This is a genomic window from Pedobacter sp. MC2016-15, from assembly GCF_026239695.1.
GTDB lineage: Bacteria > Bacteroidota > Bacteroidia > Sphingobacteriales > Sphingobacteriaceae > Pedobacter.
In genome coordinates, this window is the sequence record NZ_JAPIVS010000001.1 from 278,317 (window position 1) to 297,734 (window position 19,418).

Sequence of the window (19,418 nt, forward strand, 5' to 3'; positions counted from 1 at the left end):
TTATTGGTTTGGTTGTTTAACAATTTTAGGATTCGCTGATAAGATATCATTAGTAATCAATGAATAGTAATTACCAAACTGGAACCTGTTCGCACCCGTTACGGCCGACGGCAGCACCTCCTTAAAGATCCATTTCCCATTATTCGGACTTGCAGGGTTATAATATTTGTACGACCACAATGCATAAGGCTGCGTATTCCTTTTTGTTGAGGAACCAATATTTGACACCAGCTCATTTACCGACATAGAACCACCATCCCATACACGGTGTGCCAGTCGCCATCTTTTCATATCAAATAAAGTATGACCTTCGAAAACCAGCTCTACCCTTCTCTCATGAACGATCCTGTCGAATGTCACACCAGATAAAGGAGTAGTCAAGCCGGCACGAGCACGTACCTGGTTGATGTACCCATCAGCAACACTCGTTCTGCCCAGCTCAAAAGCAGCTTCAGCAGCGTTCAGCAGTACTTCGGAGTAACGGTAACGGATAAAAGCCACATCACTCTGGCGTCCGCGGCGACCCGACCCAACCTGCGGGTCTAAATATTTGCGGATATAAAAGCCACTTTGTGATCTGAACTCCTGCCCGTTAACCGTTCCGTCCTTACCAACCACCTGTATATTTACGTTTGTTCCCGGCAGCGGTTTCAGCCTGCCGGCATCATCACTCGTCAGGATACTGCCATCAGCAAGCTGGTAGCCTGCCCAGATATCCACGTTTTTACCTTTGAAAGTCGCGTTTGGCAACAATACCGTTCCTGCAAGACGAGCATCCCTGCCCGCAAAAGCATCCAGCTGATTGGTGTAATACATCGGATCGCCATTGGCATCTTTCGTTGCTATAGGTGCATATGTATTGTCCAGTTTCTCAAAAGCCTCTACAATGTTCAGCGATGGATTCAAGCGACCTGCATCAAGTCCTTCATCTGAGCTGGAGAACGGCTGATTGTTTACCGTAAAGCCATGTACCTTACCACTGTTCACTTTAAAATCTTCAATCCATATCGATTCCTGGTTTACACTACTCTTATCTAAAAATATAGCCGCGAAATTATCCGATAAGTCGGGCAACACTTTATACAATTGATAAGCCCCGGCACTACCATTGATAATTTCTTCAGCGGCAGTGAGCGATTTTGTATAGTAAGCCGTAGCCATGGCCGATGGGATACCCACTTCATTTCCCGGGGTTGACACCTGCGGCGTAGTGGCACCATATTTAGCAATCGACCCTGCATATAGCGCTGCACGCGATTCCATAGCCAGCGCAGCAGCTTTTGTGGCGCGCGATTTCTGGCTCGCATCCGTTGGCAGTTTTGTTTTGATCGCTTCAGCTTCACTGATCACAAAATCATAAACTTCAGATTCTTTAGCACGCGGCGTCTGCAGGTTCGTCACCACCCCACTGTAATCGTACGTCAGCGGTTCCGTGATCAGCGGCACCCCACCCATCCTTTTCACCATCTCGAAGTAGAAGTTCGCACGCAGGAAACGCGCTTCCGCAATAAACCTCGTTTTATCCGCTTCCTGCAGTTTTGTTGCTGCAGTAGCACGCTGGATAAACAGGTTCAGGTCGCGGATATATGCGTAGTTCCATATTCCCCATTCCAAAAAATCCCATCCCGTACGTTGCACCAGGAAGTTACTCCCATTTTCTGAAGGAAAAGCCTCACTGAAATCCGCAAAGCTGCGCCATCCGGGCTGGTCACCCACAATGTAAGGCAACTCTTCAGGCTGTCCGTCAAGGGTAGAGAAGTCGCGCTGGCGGTTATACAGATCCCCCAGGACCGACAGTACCAGTGCAGGGTCTGAGAATGCTGTTTCTTCCGGTATCACCTGCTTTGGCGGAACATCTAAAAAGTCGCTGTCTTTTTTGCAGGCGCCCGTCATCAGCAGGACAGCTACAAGCGAAAGTATATATATCTTATTCATGTGATTCATGTTAAAAAGTTAGGTTGAGACCGAAATTCACGATTTTACTCTGCGGGAACTGCAGTCCGTTATCATCATTGACCTCAGGATCCAGGTTATACTGATTCATGTTATCAATTGAGAACAAGTTGTACGCATTTGCAAATACACGCAGCTTACGAACCTTCACCTTGCTCAGCAACGATTCCGGCAGTGAGTAGCCCAGTTCGATCGTCCTTGCACGCAGGTACTTCACATTGTGCAGCCAGTAATCAGAGTTACCCTGACCGTTCAGCGAGTAATTGCTGTGTCCCGTTCCCGGATTAAACCTGTTTGCAGGGTATTTTCCAGGAATCCAGGCACTGTTGATATCCAGCGGATCTGCACGGTGCCACCTGTCCAGGAAAATCTCATTCAGGTTTCCTCCATTCTGGAAAGCCCATCTGCCCTCCCAGTTCTGGTTATACGTATATCCAGCACCACCCGAGAAATCCGCATGGAAGTCGAAAGCCTTGTAGTTCAGCGCAATGTTAAACCCGAAGTTGATATTCGGCTGTGCCCCCATACCAAAACCCACTGGTCGCTCGTCATACTGATCGATCTTGCCGTCACCATTCTGATCCTTGTACATCAGGTCGCCCGGAATCTGCGATCGGTTACCCTTGCCATCATTATTAATCGTGTAGTTGTTGATTTGCTCCTGCGAAGTAAATTGCCCTATCACCTCATAACCCCAGTCGATCCGCGAGAACCTGTTTACCGTAGAAAAACGGTACTGGTCCCAGGAGTTAAAGAACAGCGGGTTGTACGAATCCAGGTTTTTAGAACGTGTATATGAGATATTACCTCCCACACTGAAACCCACCTGGCCGATCTTACTGTTGTAGTTCAACGCGATCTCCTGTCCGTACTGCGCATCCGAGTTCACATTCTCCTCCGGCAGTTTATACCCAATCTCTATAGGCACGATGATATCCGATCTGATGCCCAGCAGCCCCGTACGTTTTCTGTAGAAGTAATCTGCGGTACCTGAAAGTTTACCATTGAAGAGACTGAAGTCTGCCCCTACGTCAAAAGTTTTACTCTTCAGCCAGGAGATCCTGTTGATCGGGATCCCTTTATCGCGGGAAACAATCACCGGATTTCCGTCCAGAATTGCCGTTCCCTGGTTATAGTTATATCCCGGCAGGTAAGCATAGGCCGGAACAATCGGCTGTGTAGCATCATCGATCCTCCTGTCATCCCCGAGTACACCGTAGGATGCCCTCAGCTTAAATTCATCCAGGATCTTGGAATCGCCAAGCAGGTTTTTCATCCATCCCTCTTCTGTGATACGCCATCCGGCGGATACACTGGGAAAGTATCCCACACGGTTTGCCGGATCGAAAAGATAAGAGGCATCCCTTCTGGCAGAAACTTCCAGATAATATTTGCTATTAAAGTTATAATTAATCCTTCCTATATAACCGATACGGCGTTCTGTATCATCAGTATCATTATATGTATCAAGCGTAGGGAAATAGATCAGCGGCAGGTTGTTCGAGATTGGCGATCCATGTACATAGTTGCGCTGGTGGATCAGCTCTATGCGCTCTGCAACCAGGGTTGCTGCCAGGTTATGTTTGCCAAAAGTATTGTTATAATTCAGCTGCGCCTGTTGTGTTGTGCTAAACTCCTTGCGCTGTTCACGCTCACGGTAAGGGTTATTACTACCACCTGTGATATCATAAGTATCAGAAGCCGGTCGATAAGTGAAAGTATTATAAGTATACTCGTTGTTATTCAAAACATAGTCGGCATAATAATATGAATATACCGCGCGTGCCGTCAGCCCTTTTACACCAGGAATCTGGTACTCCGCGTTGAAATTAGTTTGTATCACACGCCAGTCGCTACGGTAAACTCCTGATAATCTTTTGTTCAGAAAGGCATAGTTCGACTCACTGTGGCCGATATCATTCAGGTACTGCGGATTATCATTTGCATAAGGTCTTTCCAGCGGCGTGTTCCTCAATACCGCATAACGCGCGAGGAAATAATCATCCGTTCCGGGAACACCTGGGTTTTCGCGACTCTCGATACGTCCGTTGATGTTCAGACCTACTTTAAGTCCGTTCGCTACCTGCGCATTGATGTTCGACTGGATATTACTTCTCTTAAATTCATATTCCTTACCCAGTACTGAGTTTTGATACAGATTAGTCGCAGAAACATAATACGTCATTTTATCACTACCACCCGTAAAGTTCACATTCACGTTATTCTGTGGTGCGTTATTATTTGCTTTCAGCACATACTCGCGCCAGTCGAAACTCTGATAACCACGCTCAGTACCTGCTTTGTACTTTTCCAGCTCTGCAGCGGTAATACTCGTGCTACCATTGCCATTGATTTCAGCATCGGCTTTGTACAACATATAATCATAGGAATTATTGAGCACTTTCGGAAAGCGCGTCCAGTTTTGATAACCCAGGTACGCATCTACATTGATCACACTCTCCCCCTTGTTACCTTTTTTGGTTGTCACTACCACAACACCATTCGCAGCACGTACACCATAGATTGCGGCAGAGGCATCTTTCAGCACACTGATACTTTCGATATCATTTGATGAAAGGTTGTTAAACTGCCCGGCATCCTGCTGGATACCATCAATCACGTACAACGGACTTCCCATATTACGGATCTGGATGTTTGCCGTTGCTCCGGGACGACCATCCGCCATCTTGAAGGTTACGCCCGGGATTTTTCCCGCGAGTGCGGTACTTACTGTAGCACCACCATGCACGCGACCAATATCTTTACTGGTCACTGAAGCAATGGAACCCGTGATAGATTCCTTTTTCTGCGATCCGTAGCCTGTTACAACTACTTCCTGCAGGTTCTCATTTCCTTCCTTCAGCTGTACGGAGACACTACTGCGGCCATTCAGGGCCACATCCTGACCGATGAAACCTACGTAGATAAACTGGAGGATCACATTTTTTGAAGGCACATTGAGGCTAAACTTACCACTGGCATCGGTGGTAGCACCTGCGGCGCTGTTTTTAACCTTTACGCTGACGCCAGGAAGAGGACCTCCTTTTTCGTCAGACACTGTACCGGTAATCGTATTCTTCTCCTGTGCATGGTTATCTATTGATAACAGGAGCATGAAGAGACAGGACATAAAGACTTTCAGCGATTGCCGGATGAAGCCTCTACCCCTGTTGCTGGCGGGTAAACGTCTTTTCATATATTTATATTTGGATTATTCAAATATGAAGGATTTCGACCTCGCTCATATTTACATATCGTATCAATATTTCGCCGGTTTGTCTCGATTTGATAGAAAATTGTATATTTGGTTAAAGCAACTAACCAAATTGAAGAACCTGACATTCCTGATTTTCCTGTTCGTGGCAAAAGTTGCTTTCGCACAGCCATATTACTTTAAACACTATCAGGTGGAGAATGGGCTGTCACATAATACTGTGTACGCCAGCATCCAGGATAGCCGGGGTTTTATGTGGTTTGGCACCAAGGATGGCCTCAACCGCTTTGATGGCTATTCCTTCAAAACCTACCGCCATGATCCCGCAAACCCGAAAAGCTTGCGGAGCGACCAGATCCATAAGTTGCTGAACGACCAGCAGCAGCAGCTCTGGGTAGGCACCGGCACCGGTCTTTACCGCTACGACCCCGTTCATGAAGACTTTCTGCTCCTGCCACCTACCGCTCACATCGGCATTGATGATTTCTGCAGTGATCAGCAAGGCAACATCTGGATGATTTCAAGCTTCACGCTGTATCGCTTTGATCAAAAAGCTAAAAGGTTTTATTCGTATCAGAACAAACTGAATTTCAGTATCAGGAGTGTCAGCAGTCTCAAAGACGGCTCTGTCTGGCTAACCACGCTGGAGGGAACGATAGAAAAGTACAATCCCGCCACAGAGCGCTTTGAGTCGCACACTATCATCCGCCGCGGCAGCAACAACGATCGCTGTATTTCAAAAATTGCGGAGACCGGAAACGGAGAACTGCTCATTGGCACCACCAATGAGGGCATCAAATTGTATAACCCCGAGACACGTGTGCTGCGCAACCTGGTCAGCTTAAACAAGGATAAAACTCCGATTTTTGTTCGCGATATCGAACGTGCCGGCAGCAGTGACTTCTGGATTGGAACCGAATCGGGCATTTATATCTATAACGATTCAACCGGTAAGGTGAGTCATCTGGAAAAAGAAGGCGGCAATGTTTACTCCCTCTCAGACAATGCGGTGTACTCTGTTACGCGCGACAAAGAAGGTGGCATGTGGGCCGGAACGTTTTTTGGCGGGATCAATTATTACTCTGCCCATAATGCCATTTTCAGCAAATATGTACCGCAGACAGGTACAAATTCCATCAGTGGCAGCGATGTCCGCGAGATCTGCAAGGACAACGATGGCAATATCTGGATCGGAACCGAAGATGCAGGTCTCAATAAGTTTGATCCTGAAACGGGTTTGTTCCGCCATTACAGACCCGACGGAGGTCCTCAAAGTATCGCCTATTCCAATATCCACGGCTTACTGGTGGATGGCAACAAACTCTGGATTGCCACATTTGAACATGGCATAGATATCATGGACATCCGGAGCGGCAAGATCATTAAACACTATACCGGTGGCGATGGCAATGCGCTGCGCTCCAACTTTACAATCTGCTTCCGCAAAACCAGGTCGGGCGATATCCTGCTGGCTACCGTGCGGGGGATATTTGTTTATAACCGCGACAAAGACGATTTCGAGCCTGTTCCGGGCATGCCTTTCATGTTTTATAACTGTATAATGGAGGATAGCAAGGGCCTGATCTGGGCAGGTACCATCAACGAGGGGGTCTATACTTTCCGGCTGGACAGACCGGGAATGAAGAACTTCAGGAGCAATGACGGGATCAACCACAACACCATTACTTCGATATTTGAAGATAGTCGACACAACATATGGATGACGACCGATGGTGGTGGTCTCTGCAAATACGAGGCGAAGCAGAAGCGACTGCGGCATTATACCAGCAAAAACGGGTTGCCCAGCAATATCCTCTTCAGGATCGAAGAAGACGCCCATCAGCAGCTATGGATCAGCAGCAGCCGCGGACTGATACGTTTCAACCCGCAGACTGAGGCCATCAAGACTTATTCCCGGGCCAACGGACTCCTCACTGATCAGTTTAACTATCATTCTTCTTTTAAAGACAGCGACGGCAGGATGTATTTCGGCAGTGTCAAAGGGCTCATCAGCTTTCAGCCGGCACAGTTATATACGATGGCCAATGCTGCGCCGGTATATATGACGGCATTCCAGATCGACAATAACCAGCACCACCAAAAGGAGAACCTTTCGCTCCTGACGCGCTCTACCCTTTTTACAGATACGATCATTTTGGACAATAGTCAGTCGTCCTTTAGTATCGACTTCGCGGCGATCAGTTATTTCTCACCGGAAATGACAGAATATGCTTATAAAATGAAAGGTTTGTATAAGGACTGGGAATACCTCAAGCGAAACAGAAAAGTATACTTTACTAAACTGGCGGCAGGAGATTATATCTTTCAGGCCAAGGCACTGATCAATGGCAGTGATAACTGGAGCAGCAAAAATGTGAAGATCCTGATCCGGGTGCTGCCTCCCTATTGGCAAAGTCCGCTGGCCTGCCTTTTATATGCGACGTTGATCGGCTGTGCCGGATATTATCTTTTGAAACGTTACCACAGAAAGATTGAGAAGAAGAACCAGCGACGGATGGAGGTCTTCGAAAATGAAAAGGAGAAGGAAATCTATCATGCAAAAATTGAGTTCTTCACAAATGTAGCCCATGAGATCAGGACTCCCCTGACGCTGATCAAAGGGCCAATGGAAAAACTGGTGAAACAGTCGGAGTCTATCCCGGCAATTGAGAAAAACCTGAAGCTCATGGAGCGGAGTACCGACCGCCTGTTTAACCTGACCAACCAGCTGCTGGACTTCAGGAAAACGGAAACGAGTGGCTTCTCCCTCAGCTTTGTACGGGCGAATATTTCTGAGATGGTCTCGGAAATTATCCTTGATTTTCAGGAAGCTGCAGAGCGGAAGGAAATCACAATTGGGCTTACTGTACCAGCAGAACCGCTATATGCTTATATCGACAGAGAGGCTTTACATAAAATCCTCAGCAACCTGATCGACAATGGCTTAAAATACGGAAGAAAGGTTCTCAATGTGGTGCTTTCGGCAGCTTCCGATGAAGATATGTTTCGCGTACAGGTGATCAGTGATGGTAAACATATTGTACCCGAACTGGCAGATAAAATTTTTGAACCCTTTTACAGAATGAAGGAAACGGACATGAAACCAGGAACAGGAATAGGTCTTTCCATCTCGCGCTCGCTGGCAGAGTTGCATAACGGTCAATTGCGACTGGATCATGAGGATAGTACCCTGAACATATTTACGCTGACGCTTCCGGTGCATCAGCAGGTAGAATTTAATCTCGACGGAAAATGGAGAAAAATATAGATGTAGCCATAACAGAAAGTCAGCTCGAAGAGCAGCGCCCGGTGGTGTTATTGGTGGATGATAGTGAGGAAATTCTTGACTTCATTGCGGACGACCTGCAGGAAAAGTATGTGGTGCTGACAGCCAGGAATGGTACGGAAGCACTGGAAATCCTGAGCCGTGAGATCGTACAGCTGGTGGTGAGCGACCTGATGATGCCGGGTATGGATGGCTACGAGTTGTGTGAACGTATCAAATCGGGTATTGAATTTAGTCACATCCCGGTGGTGCTGCTCACCGCAAAGGATACGCTGCAATCCAAGATCAGGGGGCTGGAACTGGGTGCCGATGTCTATGTGGAGAAACCTTTTTCACCGGAATTTCTGCAGGTGCAGATCGCTTCGCTGATTAAAAACAGAAATAAGATCAAAGCATACTTTGCAGACTCTCCTTTGATACATATCAAAAGTATCGGATATACCAAAGCGGATGAGCTTTTCCTCGGCAAACTGCAGGATACGATTCATTTAAATCTTGATAACCCGGACCTGGATGTGGATACCCTGGCAGAGCAGCTGAACATGAGCAGGCCGACTTTGTACCGCAAGATCAAATCGATATCCGATATGAGTCCCCATGAGCTGATTAATATCGCGCGACTCAAACGCGGGGCGGAATTGCTGAACGAAGGTTTGCTGAAGATCTATGAGGTTGCAGAGATGGTAGGATACCGTTCACAAACGCAGTTCGGAAGGAATTTTGTGAAGCAGTTCGGGATGTCTCCAACGGATTACCTGAAGCGGCTGTAAGGGCTTAGTCCTTGTAAATCGAAACAAATTATGTTATAGCTTGTTACAACACAAAGCTAAGGGCGACAAACCCCTGGTAACCTATGAACAACAAAATTTAAAAAGATGAACAAGATCAATCTAACTCTTGCCGGAGCGGCACTTATCCTCGCATTGTATTCTTGCAGCAGTGAAAATAAATCTGCTGAAACTGATACCAATACTACAGCGACGGACAGTATGCCGACAACCATGTCTGATACTTCACTGAGCAACCCGGCAGATACTGCAGGTAATAACGTTACGGCTTTTGCCCTCAAAGCGGCTGCTGGTGGTACGATGGAAGTTGAGCTGGGTTATATGGCGCAGCAAAAAGGACAAAATCCACGTATCAAGCAGTTTGGTGCAATGCTAGTTAAGGATCATACCAAAGCGAATGATGAGCTGAAGGCTTTGGCGACTACAAAAAACATTATGATTCCGGCAAAATTACCGCAAGATATCCAGCAACATATTGATGAGATGAAAAAACTGGGCGGTGCCGAATTTGATAAACATTATATCGGTATGATGGTGGATGATCATCAGGCGGATATCAAAGAGTTTGAAAAAGCAGCTAGGAATTCTACCGATGAGTCTTTCAAAGCTTATGCAGCGAAGACTCTTCCAGTGTTAAAAATGCATTTGGATTCTGCGAAAGCAATCAAAAAAGATATCAAATAATATACTTTGGTTAGATGATGCGCCCTCTGTGATATGCAGGGGGCGTTTTTTTTTTTGGGGCTACTCATACTTTAGCGCATCCACCGGACTGGCCTTTACGGCTTTCCTTGCCTGCAAACTCACCGTCAGCACGGTCAGGACTATGGTGATTGCACTGCTCAATACAAAAGGCAGAACTGGTAAATCAATGCGGTAGACAAAAGTCTCCAGCCATTTGCTGGTGAGGATGTAAGCAATTGGCCAGGATATGAGATTGGCGACCAGCACCATGATCAGAAAAGAATGATTGATGAGTTTGAAGATCTGTATATCTGTTGCACCCAGTATTTTCCGCACTGCGATTTCCTTCAGCCTTCCGTTGGTGATGTACTTCGCGAAGGCAAACAAACCTACCGTAGCAATAAATATCGCCAGTATGGCCGCAGCAAAGAACACGGATTGCAGTTGTTCCTGCTTTTTAAACAACCGTCCGTAAAGCTGATCCAGAAACTCGTAACGGAAATCCTCCCCGTCTTTAGGATTGATCTCCGGCCATTTTTCCTGCAGGCTCGCCAGTACTGCTGCCATTTTGCGCTGATCAATTTTTAGCATCAGCTGGGTTTTCAGATTTCCGCAGGGGTTCTTCATCGCATAGATCGTGGGCTGAACGGCATTTTCGAAACCCTGGGATTTGAAATCTTTTACCACCCCTACAATGCGGTAATCCTTATCACAGCCCCTGATGGTTTTTCCAACAGGATCAGGGATGTTGAATCTGGCAACGGCAGCTTCATTGATTACCGCTGCTTCCGCAGTATCAGTTTTGAATGCCGAAGAGAAAAATCGCCCCTCCTTCAATTTGATATCCAATGTCTCAAAGTAATCAAAATCGGTATCAATAAAGTCGATATTAGCCTCCTTGCCATTGAAACTGTAGGTGTTTGAGCCACTGTCTGAACCATCGGGTATGTTGGTGGCAACCGTTACATGACTCACTCCGGGAATCTTCAGTATCTTCTCCCTTACCGGCTGAAATTTCGCAGGGTCAGTAAAGATCATGAGGTTTTTGATATAAACTACCTGATTTGCATTAAAGCCCAAATCCTCCGTACGCATGTATTTTAACTGGCTGTTGATGATCAATAATCCTGTGATGAAGATCACTGCAAAGCTGAACTGCGCCACCAGCAGGGTATTCCGCAACCAGTAGCTTTGTGCACTCGTATAAAAGTTGCCCTTGAGCACCAGGGCAGGTTTGAACCCGGAAAGTACCAATGCAGGATACACACCGGCAATGAGGGTAATGACGACTAATACCAGCGGGACTTGCCATATCAGATCATTCTGCAGGCTCCAGATCGTCAGGTTAATCCCAAACAGATTGTTGAACGCTGGCAGACACAGTTCTGCAATAACCAGCGCCAAAAGTGTTGCCAGGAGGCACTGCGCAAAAATTTCCAGCAGAAACTGGGCAGTAAGCTGAGACCTTTGTGCGCCCATTACTTTTTTTACACCCACCTCCTTCGCGCGCCTGCTGGCCTGCGCAATACTGAGGTTGGTAAAGTTGATACAGGCAATCACGAGAATGAGGACAGCCAGACCGGACAGGGCAATCAATATTTTATAAGGAGTATCATTTCCTGCTTTGGGCCTCAGGTGAAGGTTACTCAGCGGATCAAGGTAAGTTGATACCTGTTTGATTTCATCAATGGTTTTCCTGTCGGTCTCTCCTTTTACGAGTTCTCTCCTGTATAAATCTGTAATCTTTTGCTCCAGAGGGGTGATATCAGTTCCGGGTTTAACCTGGATATAAGTGAAGTAATTGTTATGTCCGTAGCTTTCTCCCTGTCCCAGTTCAGCACCAACTGATATGGCATCGAAGGTGATGTTGGAGTGCCTGTTGATGCTGATCGTTCCATTGATGGTGGAGGTAATTCCGGAAGTGCTGCTGCCTACACCGGCAAGCTCGGGTTTATTATCATTTTTATCAGGAAATAATGTTTTCATATTCTCCGTACTCAGGTAATTGAGACGGTCGTTTTCTCCGGCAGGTTTTTGTAAGCCGTTATCAGGATGGATATCAAGAATCTTCGCGGCGTTATAATCTACCTGTATAAAGCTTTTGGAAATGATACTGCGGTTGCCATTTTTGAGGGCCAACTCAAAAGCACTTTCCTTCATGATCCCTGCGAGCTCCACTTCCGGCAGATTCTGCATCATCGCCTTCGCCATTGGCGGAGAGGTGTAATTGGTTTTAAAATCAGGATAGATTCTGCCTACCTGATAGATGTTATCGTAATTTGGGTTTTCTTTATCAAAACTGGTTTCGAAGTTGAAATACAGCATAATCAGAATGAAGGAAGCCAAGGCGATGGCCAGGCCTCCTACATTGATAGATGTAATGACTTTATTTTTCCAAAGGTTTCGCAGCGCGATGTACAAATTCAGTTTAAACATAACTTGTATTAGAGTAATCTCTGCCGGACTGCAAAGTGTGTTTGCAGGTACCAAGGCTATGCCAGAGAACAAAGTACGCTTTAGGCATTAGTTATACAAGGTTTTGCAGCTGCTCATGTTCGGTATCGGACATTTCTTGTACGGTAATGAACGCTTACTCTCCCATAAGGTATGGTCCTTTTTTGTTCCAGCCGATCTTGCGGTTCGACAAGTACCAGGATTTACCATGGTCGTTGTTTCCCTGATAAAAAAGATAAGTCTGCCCGTCGTTGTCTTCAAAGATACAGGGATGCCCGGATTCGCTTTCATTCCAGCTGCCGGCAGCGCCGCTTTTTAAGAAAGGTTTGTCGGAAACTCTTTTCCATTTGATGCCGTCAGTGCTTTCTGCTACGCCTATCTGCTGAGGATCATTGTTATAACTTCCGGCATAAAACATATACAATTTGTTATTGCGTTTGATGATACTGGCACCCTCGATACATTTTCCTTCCCAGGCGAGCTGAGGATATAGTATCGAATTGTCTGTGGCCTGTTTCCAGCTTGTTTTACTGAAATCACTGGCAGCTGATGAAAGGGCTACGCCTTGTTTCTGTATCAGGCCTTCCGGGTCGCGGGTAGCAAAATACAGGAAATAGTTATTGTTATACTTGTATACTTCGGCATCTATGGCCCTTCCGTTGGTCCATTTACCTGTTGGTGAGAAAATCGGATTGGAGTTGTCACGTTCAAATGTGATTCCATCGTCCGACCAGGCATGGCAGATCGCATCTTTGGGTCCATTGCCGTAGGTCTGATAAAACAGATGAACTTTTCCATCTTTTACCAGTGCCCCCGGCGCACAAAGGCCTTTTTGTTCATATGAGGCTTGTGGGTTAATTTCGGCGATCTTTTTCCAGTTGTAAAGGTCTTTGCTTTCGGCAATGCCGATATTCCAGCCCTGCATCCCATCATTTGCATCAGCGAAGACACGCTTGGAGAAGTACATGAGGTAGCGGCCTTTAAAGTTGACTACAACAGGATCTTTTGCCACCTGGATTCCGCTGGAAGCTGTGTCTGTAAAGTACATTTTTGGTTTTTGCTGCGCGCGGGTCGTCAGGGTTAAGAGAATCAGGAAAATTAAGGAAGGGATGTTTTTCATAGGATTCTCAATTTCCTAAATATTTCTGACAAGAGCAAGGTAATGTTGCAGTTAGGCTCTTCAGCACAGTTCAATATCAGTAGTTACTGGCGCAGCTGGGTGCTAAACCGGGGCTTTTAAAGTATCTCAGATCCAGCGCAGGTTGGCTTTACTTCGAGTGCGGTTTTGGGAAGGGCTTTTCAGAAACAATTTGGGATGTCGCCGAGTGCTTATGCTCCAATGCGGCACGCTGCTCCTATTTGATAATATTCTCTGTCTTCTGTAGAGAAAATCTGATCAATTCTGTTTCTATGATCAAATACCTTTTACATGAGTCTACGGTCGGTGCTGTTTACGTTTATCATTTCCATTATCATTTTTGCAGGCAACCTGCAGGAAAAACCTGTATTGTATATCCTGGGAGACTCTACTGTAGCTTCAGCGTCTGATGGTAATCCCATTCAGGGCTGGGGTAAACTGCTGCTGAGCAAGTTTGATAATACGGCGATAGTGATCAGTAACCTGGCTGTCAGCGGAACCAGCAGCAGGACTTATTATTCCGGGATTGTTCACGACAAAAAGATATTAAAGGATAAGCTTTGGAGCGAGACATTGAAAAAGATCAGAGCCGGGGATTATGTAATGCTGCAGTTTGGTCACAATGATGAGAGTCCTGTCATTGATACTTCAAGGATGCGGGGATCACTGAAAGGAGCAGGAAATGATTCTTTGATAGTGACTAATAGTTTTAGCAAACAGCGGGAAGTTGTCTATAGCTATGGTGGGTATCTCAGGAAATTTATTGATCAGATACACGCGAAAAATGCATTTGCTATTATTTGTTCGCCGATTCCGAAGAACAAATGGCTGGCAGGTCGTGTCGTCAGAAATGACCTTGATTATGGCAAATGGGCGAAAGAAGCAGCTGCAAAGAATGGCGCAGCTTTTATTGATTTGAATAAGCTGGTAGCGGATGAGTATGATGAATTGGGAAAGGATAAGGCTGCTGCAGAATATTTTGTGGCTGATGGTATTCATACGACGAAGGCTGGCGCAGAATTGAATGCAGTATCAGTAGCGAGGTCTATCAAAAACTTATCAGACCTTGAGCTCAAAAGATATTTAAAACCATAAATAGATATAACCTGATCCAGCAATTTACGACAATAACATTACCTGCTTTTACTGATCACGCTCTTTGCAGACAGCTATTAAATGATAACAATAACCAGATATAACCACAACCAAAAATGTTACGGCAATTACGTAACCTGCATTTACTGATCTCGCCCAACGCAGCTAACTATCAAATGATAAAAACAACCAAATATAACCTGAATCAACAATTTATGGCAATGACAAAACACTTATTACCAAGTCTTTTTCTACTGATCATTTCGCTTTGCGGAAGCAGCTTGTACGCACAGTCGTACCTGATAACAGATTTCGGCGCTAAAGAAGATCCTAAACTCAACAACGCAGTATTTATACAGAAAACGATCGACAAAGCAGCGATCAAAGGCGGAACGGTGGTCGTGCCTGCGGGAACATTTATTACCGGCTCTATTCATTTGAAAAGCAATGTCACATTACAGCTCAATAAAAATGCTATTTTAAAAGGTATTGCCAGTAAAGAAGCCTATCCATCCTTCCCTATCCTCCATCCCCTGCACACCACCTCTGGTCAGTCGGGCCATGCGCTGATCTACGCATCGCAAGCCCGGAATATCAGCATTACAGGCGAGGGAACGATCGACGGGAACGGCGAGGACCCCATCTTTGACACTAAAAGCAATCCGAATACCATGAGGCCTTACGGCTTGCTGATTGATGGCTGTACTAACGTAACGATATCCGGAATTTATATGCAAAACAGCGCAATGTGGATGCAACGATATCTGAACTGCAATTTTTTGAGAATTACAGGTATCAAAGTTTTTAATCATGCCAATATCAATAACGACGGACTTGATATAGACGACTGCCAGAATGTGATCATATCAGATTGTATCATTGATGCAGATGACGATGCGCTTTGTTTCAAGTCTGAGGGTGACCATGGGGTGCGCAATGCCGTTATTACCAACTGCATTCTCGCGACACATGCGAGTGCCTTCAAGTTTGGTACGGGAAGCACAACCGGTTTTGAAGACATTCAGTTTTCAAATTCAGTAATCCGTCAATCTCTCGCGACCAACATGAAACACCCTTTCAAACAAAAATCAGGTCTTACAGGAATTGATATCGCCAGTTCTGACGGTGCAGTTATCAGAAATATCAATATCTCGAATATCAGTATTGATAGCCTGGAGAACCCGATATTTATCAAACTCGGTAACCGTTTGCGAAGGACAAGCATCACGCCTGAAGGTAAAATAGGAAGTATCGACGGGATCCGCTTTTCTCAGATCAGTATCAAAAATGGAGGTCGTTCCCCGGCTACGATCACAGGTTTCCCGGAGAATTATATCAGTAATATTAGCTTCCGCGATATCTTCATTGAGCATAATGGCGGAGGGGTTGCGAAAGATACAGTGTTGACTGTACCAGAAAACGCTGATCAGTATCCCGGGACGAGGATGTTCAAGAGAACGCTTCCTGCAACGGGGTTTTATGTGAGGCACGTGAAAGGTATTACGTTCGACCGTGTACATTTTACATTAAAAGCGGCAGATCCCCGTCCTGCTTTTGTATTTGATGACATTGAAGCGCTTCAAATGAATGGTTTAAAGATTGAAGGCATGAGCCCTAAAGCTGCCATTATGATTAAGGATTCGAAAGATGCAGTATTTAATCTTTCTGGCGGCGATGCAGGTATGATCAGGCAAATCAATGCTAAAGCAGTTGTTATCAAATGATAAGTAAATGCAATCACAGTAAAAGTAATATCAATTGATTTGCGGGCATGAGATCAGATGATAACCATTCATTTGCTCACGATCAGCCACAATCCACTATCATGAAGAAATATCAAATCATAACTCCCTTAATTGTCACTGCAATTCTGCTCCTCGCGTTTACCGCGCAAAGACCAAAAACCCTGTTTTTACTCGGGGACAGCATCGCTTTGCAATATGGCAGCTATTTAGAAGGAAATCTAAAAGGTCTGTATAAAATCGAGCGCAAAGGATCGCAGGAAAAGGCCCTGGCGAATCTCGATGTGCCGATTGATGCCAATGGTGGCGATTCCAATATGTTATTGGAGTATCTACGCAGCAGGGAAACAGACCCGAAATTCAAACCTGATCTGCTGGTTTTGAACTGCGGTTTGCACGACATTAAACGCAATCCCAGGACTAAAAAAATCAATATTGATTCTGCCACTTACCGTACCAACCTGGAATCGATTTATCAAATTTTGCAGAAAAAGAATATCCCTATGATCTGGGTCAGAAGCACAGAGATAATTGATAGTTTGCACGCCGCAAAGAGCAAAGCATTTGACAGGTACGCCGCTGATTTAGAGCATTACAATGCGATTGCTGATCAGGTATTTGTCCGCCATCATGTACCAATTATAGATATGTACAGCTTTACCAAAACCCTGGGGGCAAATCGCTTCGCAGACCATGTGCATTATGTTCCATTTGTTGTGAAGGCCCAGGCAGATTTTATTGCAGCTGCGATCAGGAAATTGAAGAGCCGCTGAAGTTATGTGAGCGCTGCAGCAGCTTTAAACTTGCAAAAAAGCGAAACCTAACAAGCCAGAAGAATTGTAAAAAATTGATCAAGCTCGTAGTAATCAATCCATTTTATTAAACAACAAATACAACATCAGCATATCGAAAATAGCTCCGGAAAACTTCGCTTTCAAAATTGATATCCCCCTCATTTTCTGATTATAAACCGTAGACACTTTAATATTGAGTTCATCAGCAATTTCCTGCGGTTTCATATCCTCTTCATAAAGCATCCTGATCACATTACGGCATTGTTCTGGCAATTTGTTGATCTCTTTGCGTAGCTCATTCAGTACTTCGATGTAAATAATCTCACGGATCACAGGTTCTTCAGCCTGCTCGAGATTGTTATAAAATGATAACTCCCTTTTTGCTTTTCGCTGATGTTTGTCAATATAATTCATCGACGCATTTCTGGTACTGATATAAAGAAAAGCTTTGATGGAAACTAGTGAACTAAAATCCTGATTCTTCTCCCATAATTTATGAAGAATATCCTGCACAATTTCCTCGGCAGCGGGCTTATCACCTACCAACCTGGTGCAGAAAAAACATAAGGGAGCGTAAAATAATGTGAAAATATGCGCAAAAGCTTGTTGATCGGCAGCGCTAAACTGCGATAACAAAAATTCCTCATCCTGATAGCCCGTTTGTTTGGTTTTCATAACAAGTGCGTCAAATTGGTGGTACTTTATATTTGGTAACCTAATGTACAAAAAATTGAAACACAAACTGTTCTGAGGTACTTCGTCCCTAAAAAATTACATAAGGTGTTGAGGCTGATGATTTTTTTCAGAACCTTTAGAGATCCGCACCAACAATTCTGTTTCTATCAGAAAATACCCAAATATAAACTTATGGCTGAACACAACAGGTTTGATCCTTTCGAAATCAGCTCACTCATTGTCAGGCAGATCAGCGCGGAAATCACCAGCGCCGAGCAGGAAAAACTGCATGAGTGGCTCAATGCAGATCCAAAAAACGCCGCCCTGCTGGAAAGTTTGCAGGATAAGCAACTGTGGCGCAAGGAAATCTCGGGCATGAATACCTTCGACAGCCAGCTCGCACTCAGAAATGTCCTTGATAAGATCAATAAAGCAGAAAGTTCGATCCTGCAATCTGAAAATTATCAAAATGAGCAGAACATTACCGACCTGAAATACGCCAATTCTGACCGGGCAAAACTTAATGATCATCAAAACGAGCAGAACAATACGACAGAAGCAAAACCTCATGATCTTCAGCGGGATCACGCCGAGCCTAAAAGGACTGTACCCCTGAACAACAATCCAAACACCTCAAACATCAACTGGCCTTACAAATACCTCTCCGCGGCAGTCCTCATCCTCTGCCTCGGCTTTCTCGCGTACTTCCTCAACAGCAAACCCCAAAAGACCAACCTGGCATCAGTAAAAACGACAAAACCAGAAACCATCACACTCACACTTAGCGACGGCAAAAAGATTAACCTTTCCGCAGCTGCAAATGATACCCTGATCAACCAGGGAACCGCCAACATCAAAAACCAGAAAGGTATCCTCAGCTACGAAAGCAAAGCCGGACAAACTCCTGAAACCTCGGAACAGATCTATAACACCCTCCGCATCCCCCCTGGTTATCAATATCAAATCATCCTGCCTGATGGCAGCGGCGTGTGGCTCAATGCAGGTTCTACCTTAAAATTCCCTGTCGTATTCAACACCAAAGAAAGAATCGTAGAACTCTCCGGAGAAGCTTATTTCGAAGTGAAACACCTTCAAGACAAACCTTTCAGCGTAAAATCCGCCACACAAACTGTTGAGGTCCTCGGCACCCACTTCAACATCCAGGCCTATCCTGAAGACGCCAGCACCATTACCACCCTCGCAGAGGGCTCGGTACGCATCAGCAACGGCAGAACTAGCGCAAAACTCAAACCCGGACAAATGGTGGTGAACACCTCCGGCAGCAGCGAGCTCAGACCTAAAGAAGCAAACCTAAACGAAGCCTTAGCATGGACAAACGGGAAATTCAGCTTCAGTGACGATCGCCTGGAAGACATCATGAAGAAAGTTGCGCGGCGCTATCAGGTGGAAGTTGAATTCCAGGGAGATGTGAAGGACAAACGCTTCTGGGGAAGCTATCCCATTAATAAAGGACTCAAAAACCTGCTGAAAAACTTAGAACAAACAAATACGGTCCGCTTCAGGCTAGATGGAAGGAGGGTAATCGTGACACAGTAACCTACAGCACATACTTGCCAAATAAGTCAGAAGGCGTT

General features: G+C 45.4%; 12 protein-coding genes. 7 read left to right on the plus strand and 5 right to left on the minus strand.

Translation table 11 applies throughout. The features are described from left to right. Window positions 1-1,935, minus strand: a complete 1,935-nt coding sequence (locus tag OQY15_RS01315) for a RagB/SusD family nutrient uptake outer membrane protein (RefSeq protein WP_265786787.1) — start codon at window positions 1,933-1,935, stop codon at window positions 1-3. 10 nt (window positions 1,936-1,945) lie between these two features. Further along, the gene (locus OQY15_RS01320; RefSeq protein WP_265786789.1) at window positions 1,946-5,149 is read right to left on the minus strand and encodes a TonB-dependent receptor; all 3,204 of its coding nucleotides are present in this window, start codon (window positions 5,147-5,149) and stop codon (window positions 1,946-1,948) included. A 130-nt stretch (window positions 5,150-5,279) separates the two neighbouring features. Between OQY15_RS01320 and OQY15_RS01325 the strand changes: the two genes are divergently transcribed. The 3 genes from OQY15_RS01325 (at window position 5,280) to OQY15_RS01335 (ending at window position 9,925) form a co-directional block, all read left to right on the plus strand. Next, window positions 5,280-8,435 (plus strand): sensor histidine kinase, encoded by a 3,156-nt coding sequence (locus tag OQY15_RS01325; protein WP_265786791.1) that lies wholly within the window; start codon window positions 5,280-5,282, stop codon window positions 8,433-8,435. Then, complete coding sequence (locus OQY15_RS01330; protein WP_265786798.1) at window positions 8,420-9,223, plus strand: response regulator; 804 nt, start codon at window positions 8,420-8,422, stop codon at window positions 9,221-9,223. The genes OQY15_RS01325 and OQY15_RS01330 overlap by 16 nt, the downstream gene beginning before the upstream one ends. 105 nt (window positions 9,224-9,328) lie before the next feature. Further along, window positions 9,329-9,925 (plus strand): DUF4142 domain-containing protein, encoded by a 597-nt coding sequence (locus OQY15_RS01335; protein ID WP_265786800.1) that lies wholly within the window; start codon window positions 9,329-9,331, stop codon window positions 9,923-9,925. A gap of 60 nt (window positions 9,926-9,985) precedes the next feature. On the opposite strand, the gene OQY15_RS01340 is transcribed toward OQY15_RS01335, so the two are convergent. Next, window positions 9,986-12,361, minus strand: a complete 2,376-nt coding sequence (locus tag OQY15_RS01340; RefSeq protein ID WP_265786802.1) for an ABC transporter permease — start codon at window positions 12,359-12,361, stop codon at window positions 9,986-9,988. A 154-nt stretch (window positions 12,362-12,515) separates the two neighbouring features. Then, on the minus strand, window positions 12,516-13,499 hold the full coding sequence (locus tag OQY15_RS01345; protein WP_265786804.1) for a family 43 glycosylhydrolase: 984 nt from the start codon (window positions 13,497-13,499) through the stop codon (window positions 12,516-12,518). A gap of 309 nt (window positions 13,500-13,808) precedes the next feature. Between OQY15_RS01345 and OQY15_RS01350 the strand changes: the two genes are divergently transcribed. The 3 genes from OQY15_RS01350 to OQY15_RS01360 all read left to right on the plus strand — a co-directional run bounded on the left by OQY15_RS01350 (window position 13,809) and on the right by OQY15_RS01360 (window position 17,127). Next, window positions 13,809-14,612 carry a GDSL-type esterase/lipase family protein gene (locus OQY15_RS01350; RefSeq protein ID WP_265786806.1) on the plus strand — a complete coding sequence of 268 codons (804 nt, stop codon included), beginning with the start codon at window positions 13,809-13,811 and terminating at the stop codon, window positions 14,610-14,612. Window positions 14,613-14,833: 221 nt separating this feature from the next. Then, entirely contained in the window at window positions 14,834-16,336 is a 1,503-nt protein-coding gene (locus OQY15_RS01355; RefSeq protein WP_265786808.1) for a glycosyl hydrolase family 28 protein, read from the plus strand. 101 nt (window positions 16,337-16,437) lie between these two features. Then, the gene (locus OQY15_RS01360; RefSeq protein ID WP_265786810.1) at window positions 16,438-17,127 is read left to right on the plus strand and encodes an SGNH/GDSL hydrolase family protein; all 690 of its coding nucleotides are present in this window, start codon (window positions 16,438-16,440) and stop codon (window positions 17,125-17,127) included. Between the two features lie 93 nt (window positions 17,128-17,220). Here OQY15_RS01360 and OQY15_RS01365 read toward each other — a convergent pair whose 3' ends face one another. Next, on the minus strand, window positions 17,221-17,823 hold the full coding sequence (locus tag OQY15_RS01365) for an RNA polymerase sigma-70 factor (RefSeq protein WP_265786812.1): 603 nt from the start codon (window positions 17,821-17,823) through the stop codon (window positions 17,221-17,223). A gap of 192 nt (window positions 17,824-18,015) precedes the next feature. Between OQY15_RS01365 and OQY15_RS01370 the strand changes: the two genes are divergently transcribed. Continuing rightward, a complete protein-coding gene (locus OQY15_RS01370; protein ID WP_265786815.1) occupies window positions 18,016-19,380 on the plus strand; it encodes a FecR domain-containing protein in 1,365 nt (454 codons plus the stop codon). Window positions 19,381-19,418: the final 38 nt, after the last annotated feature.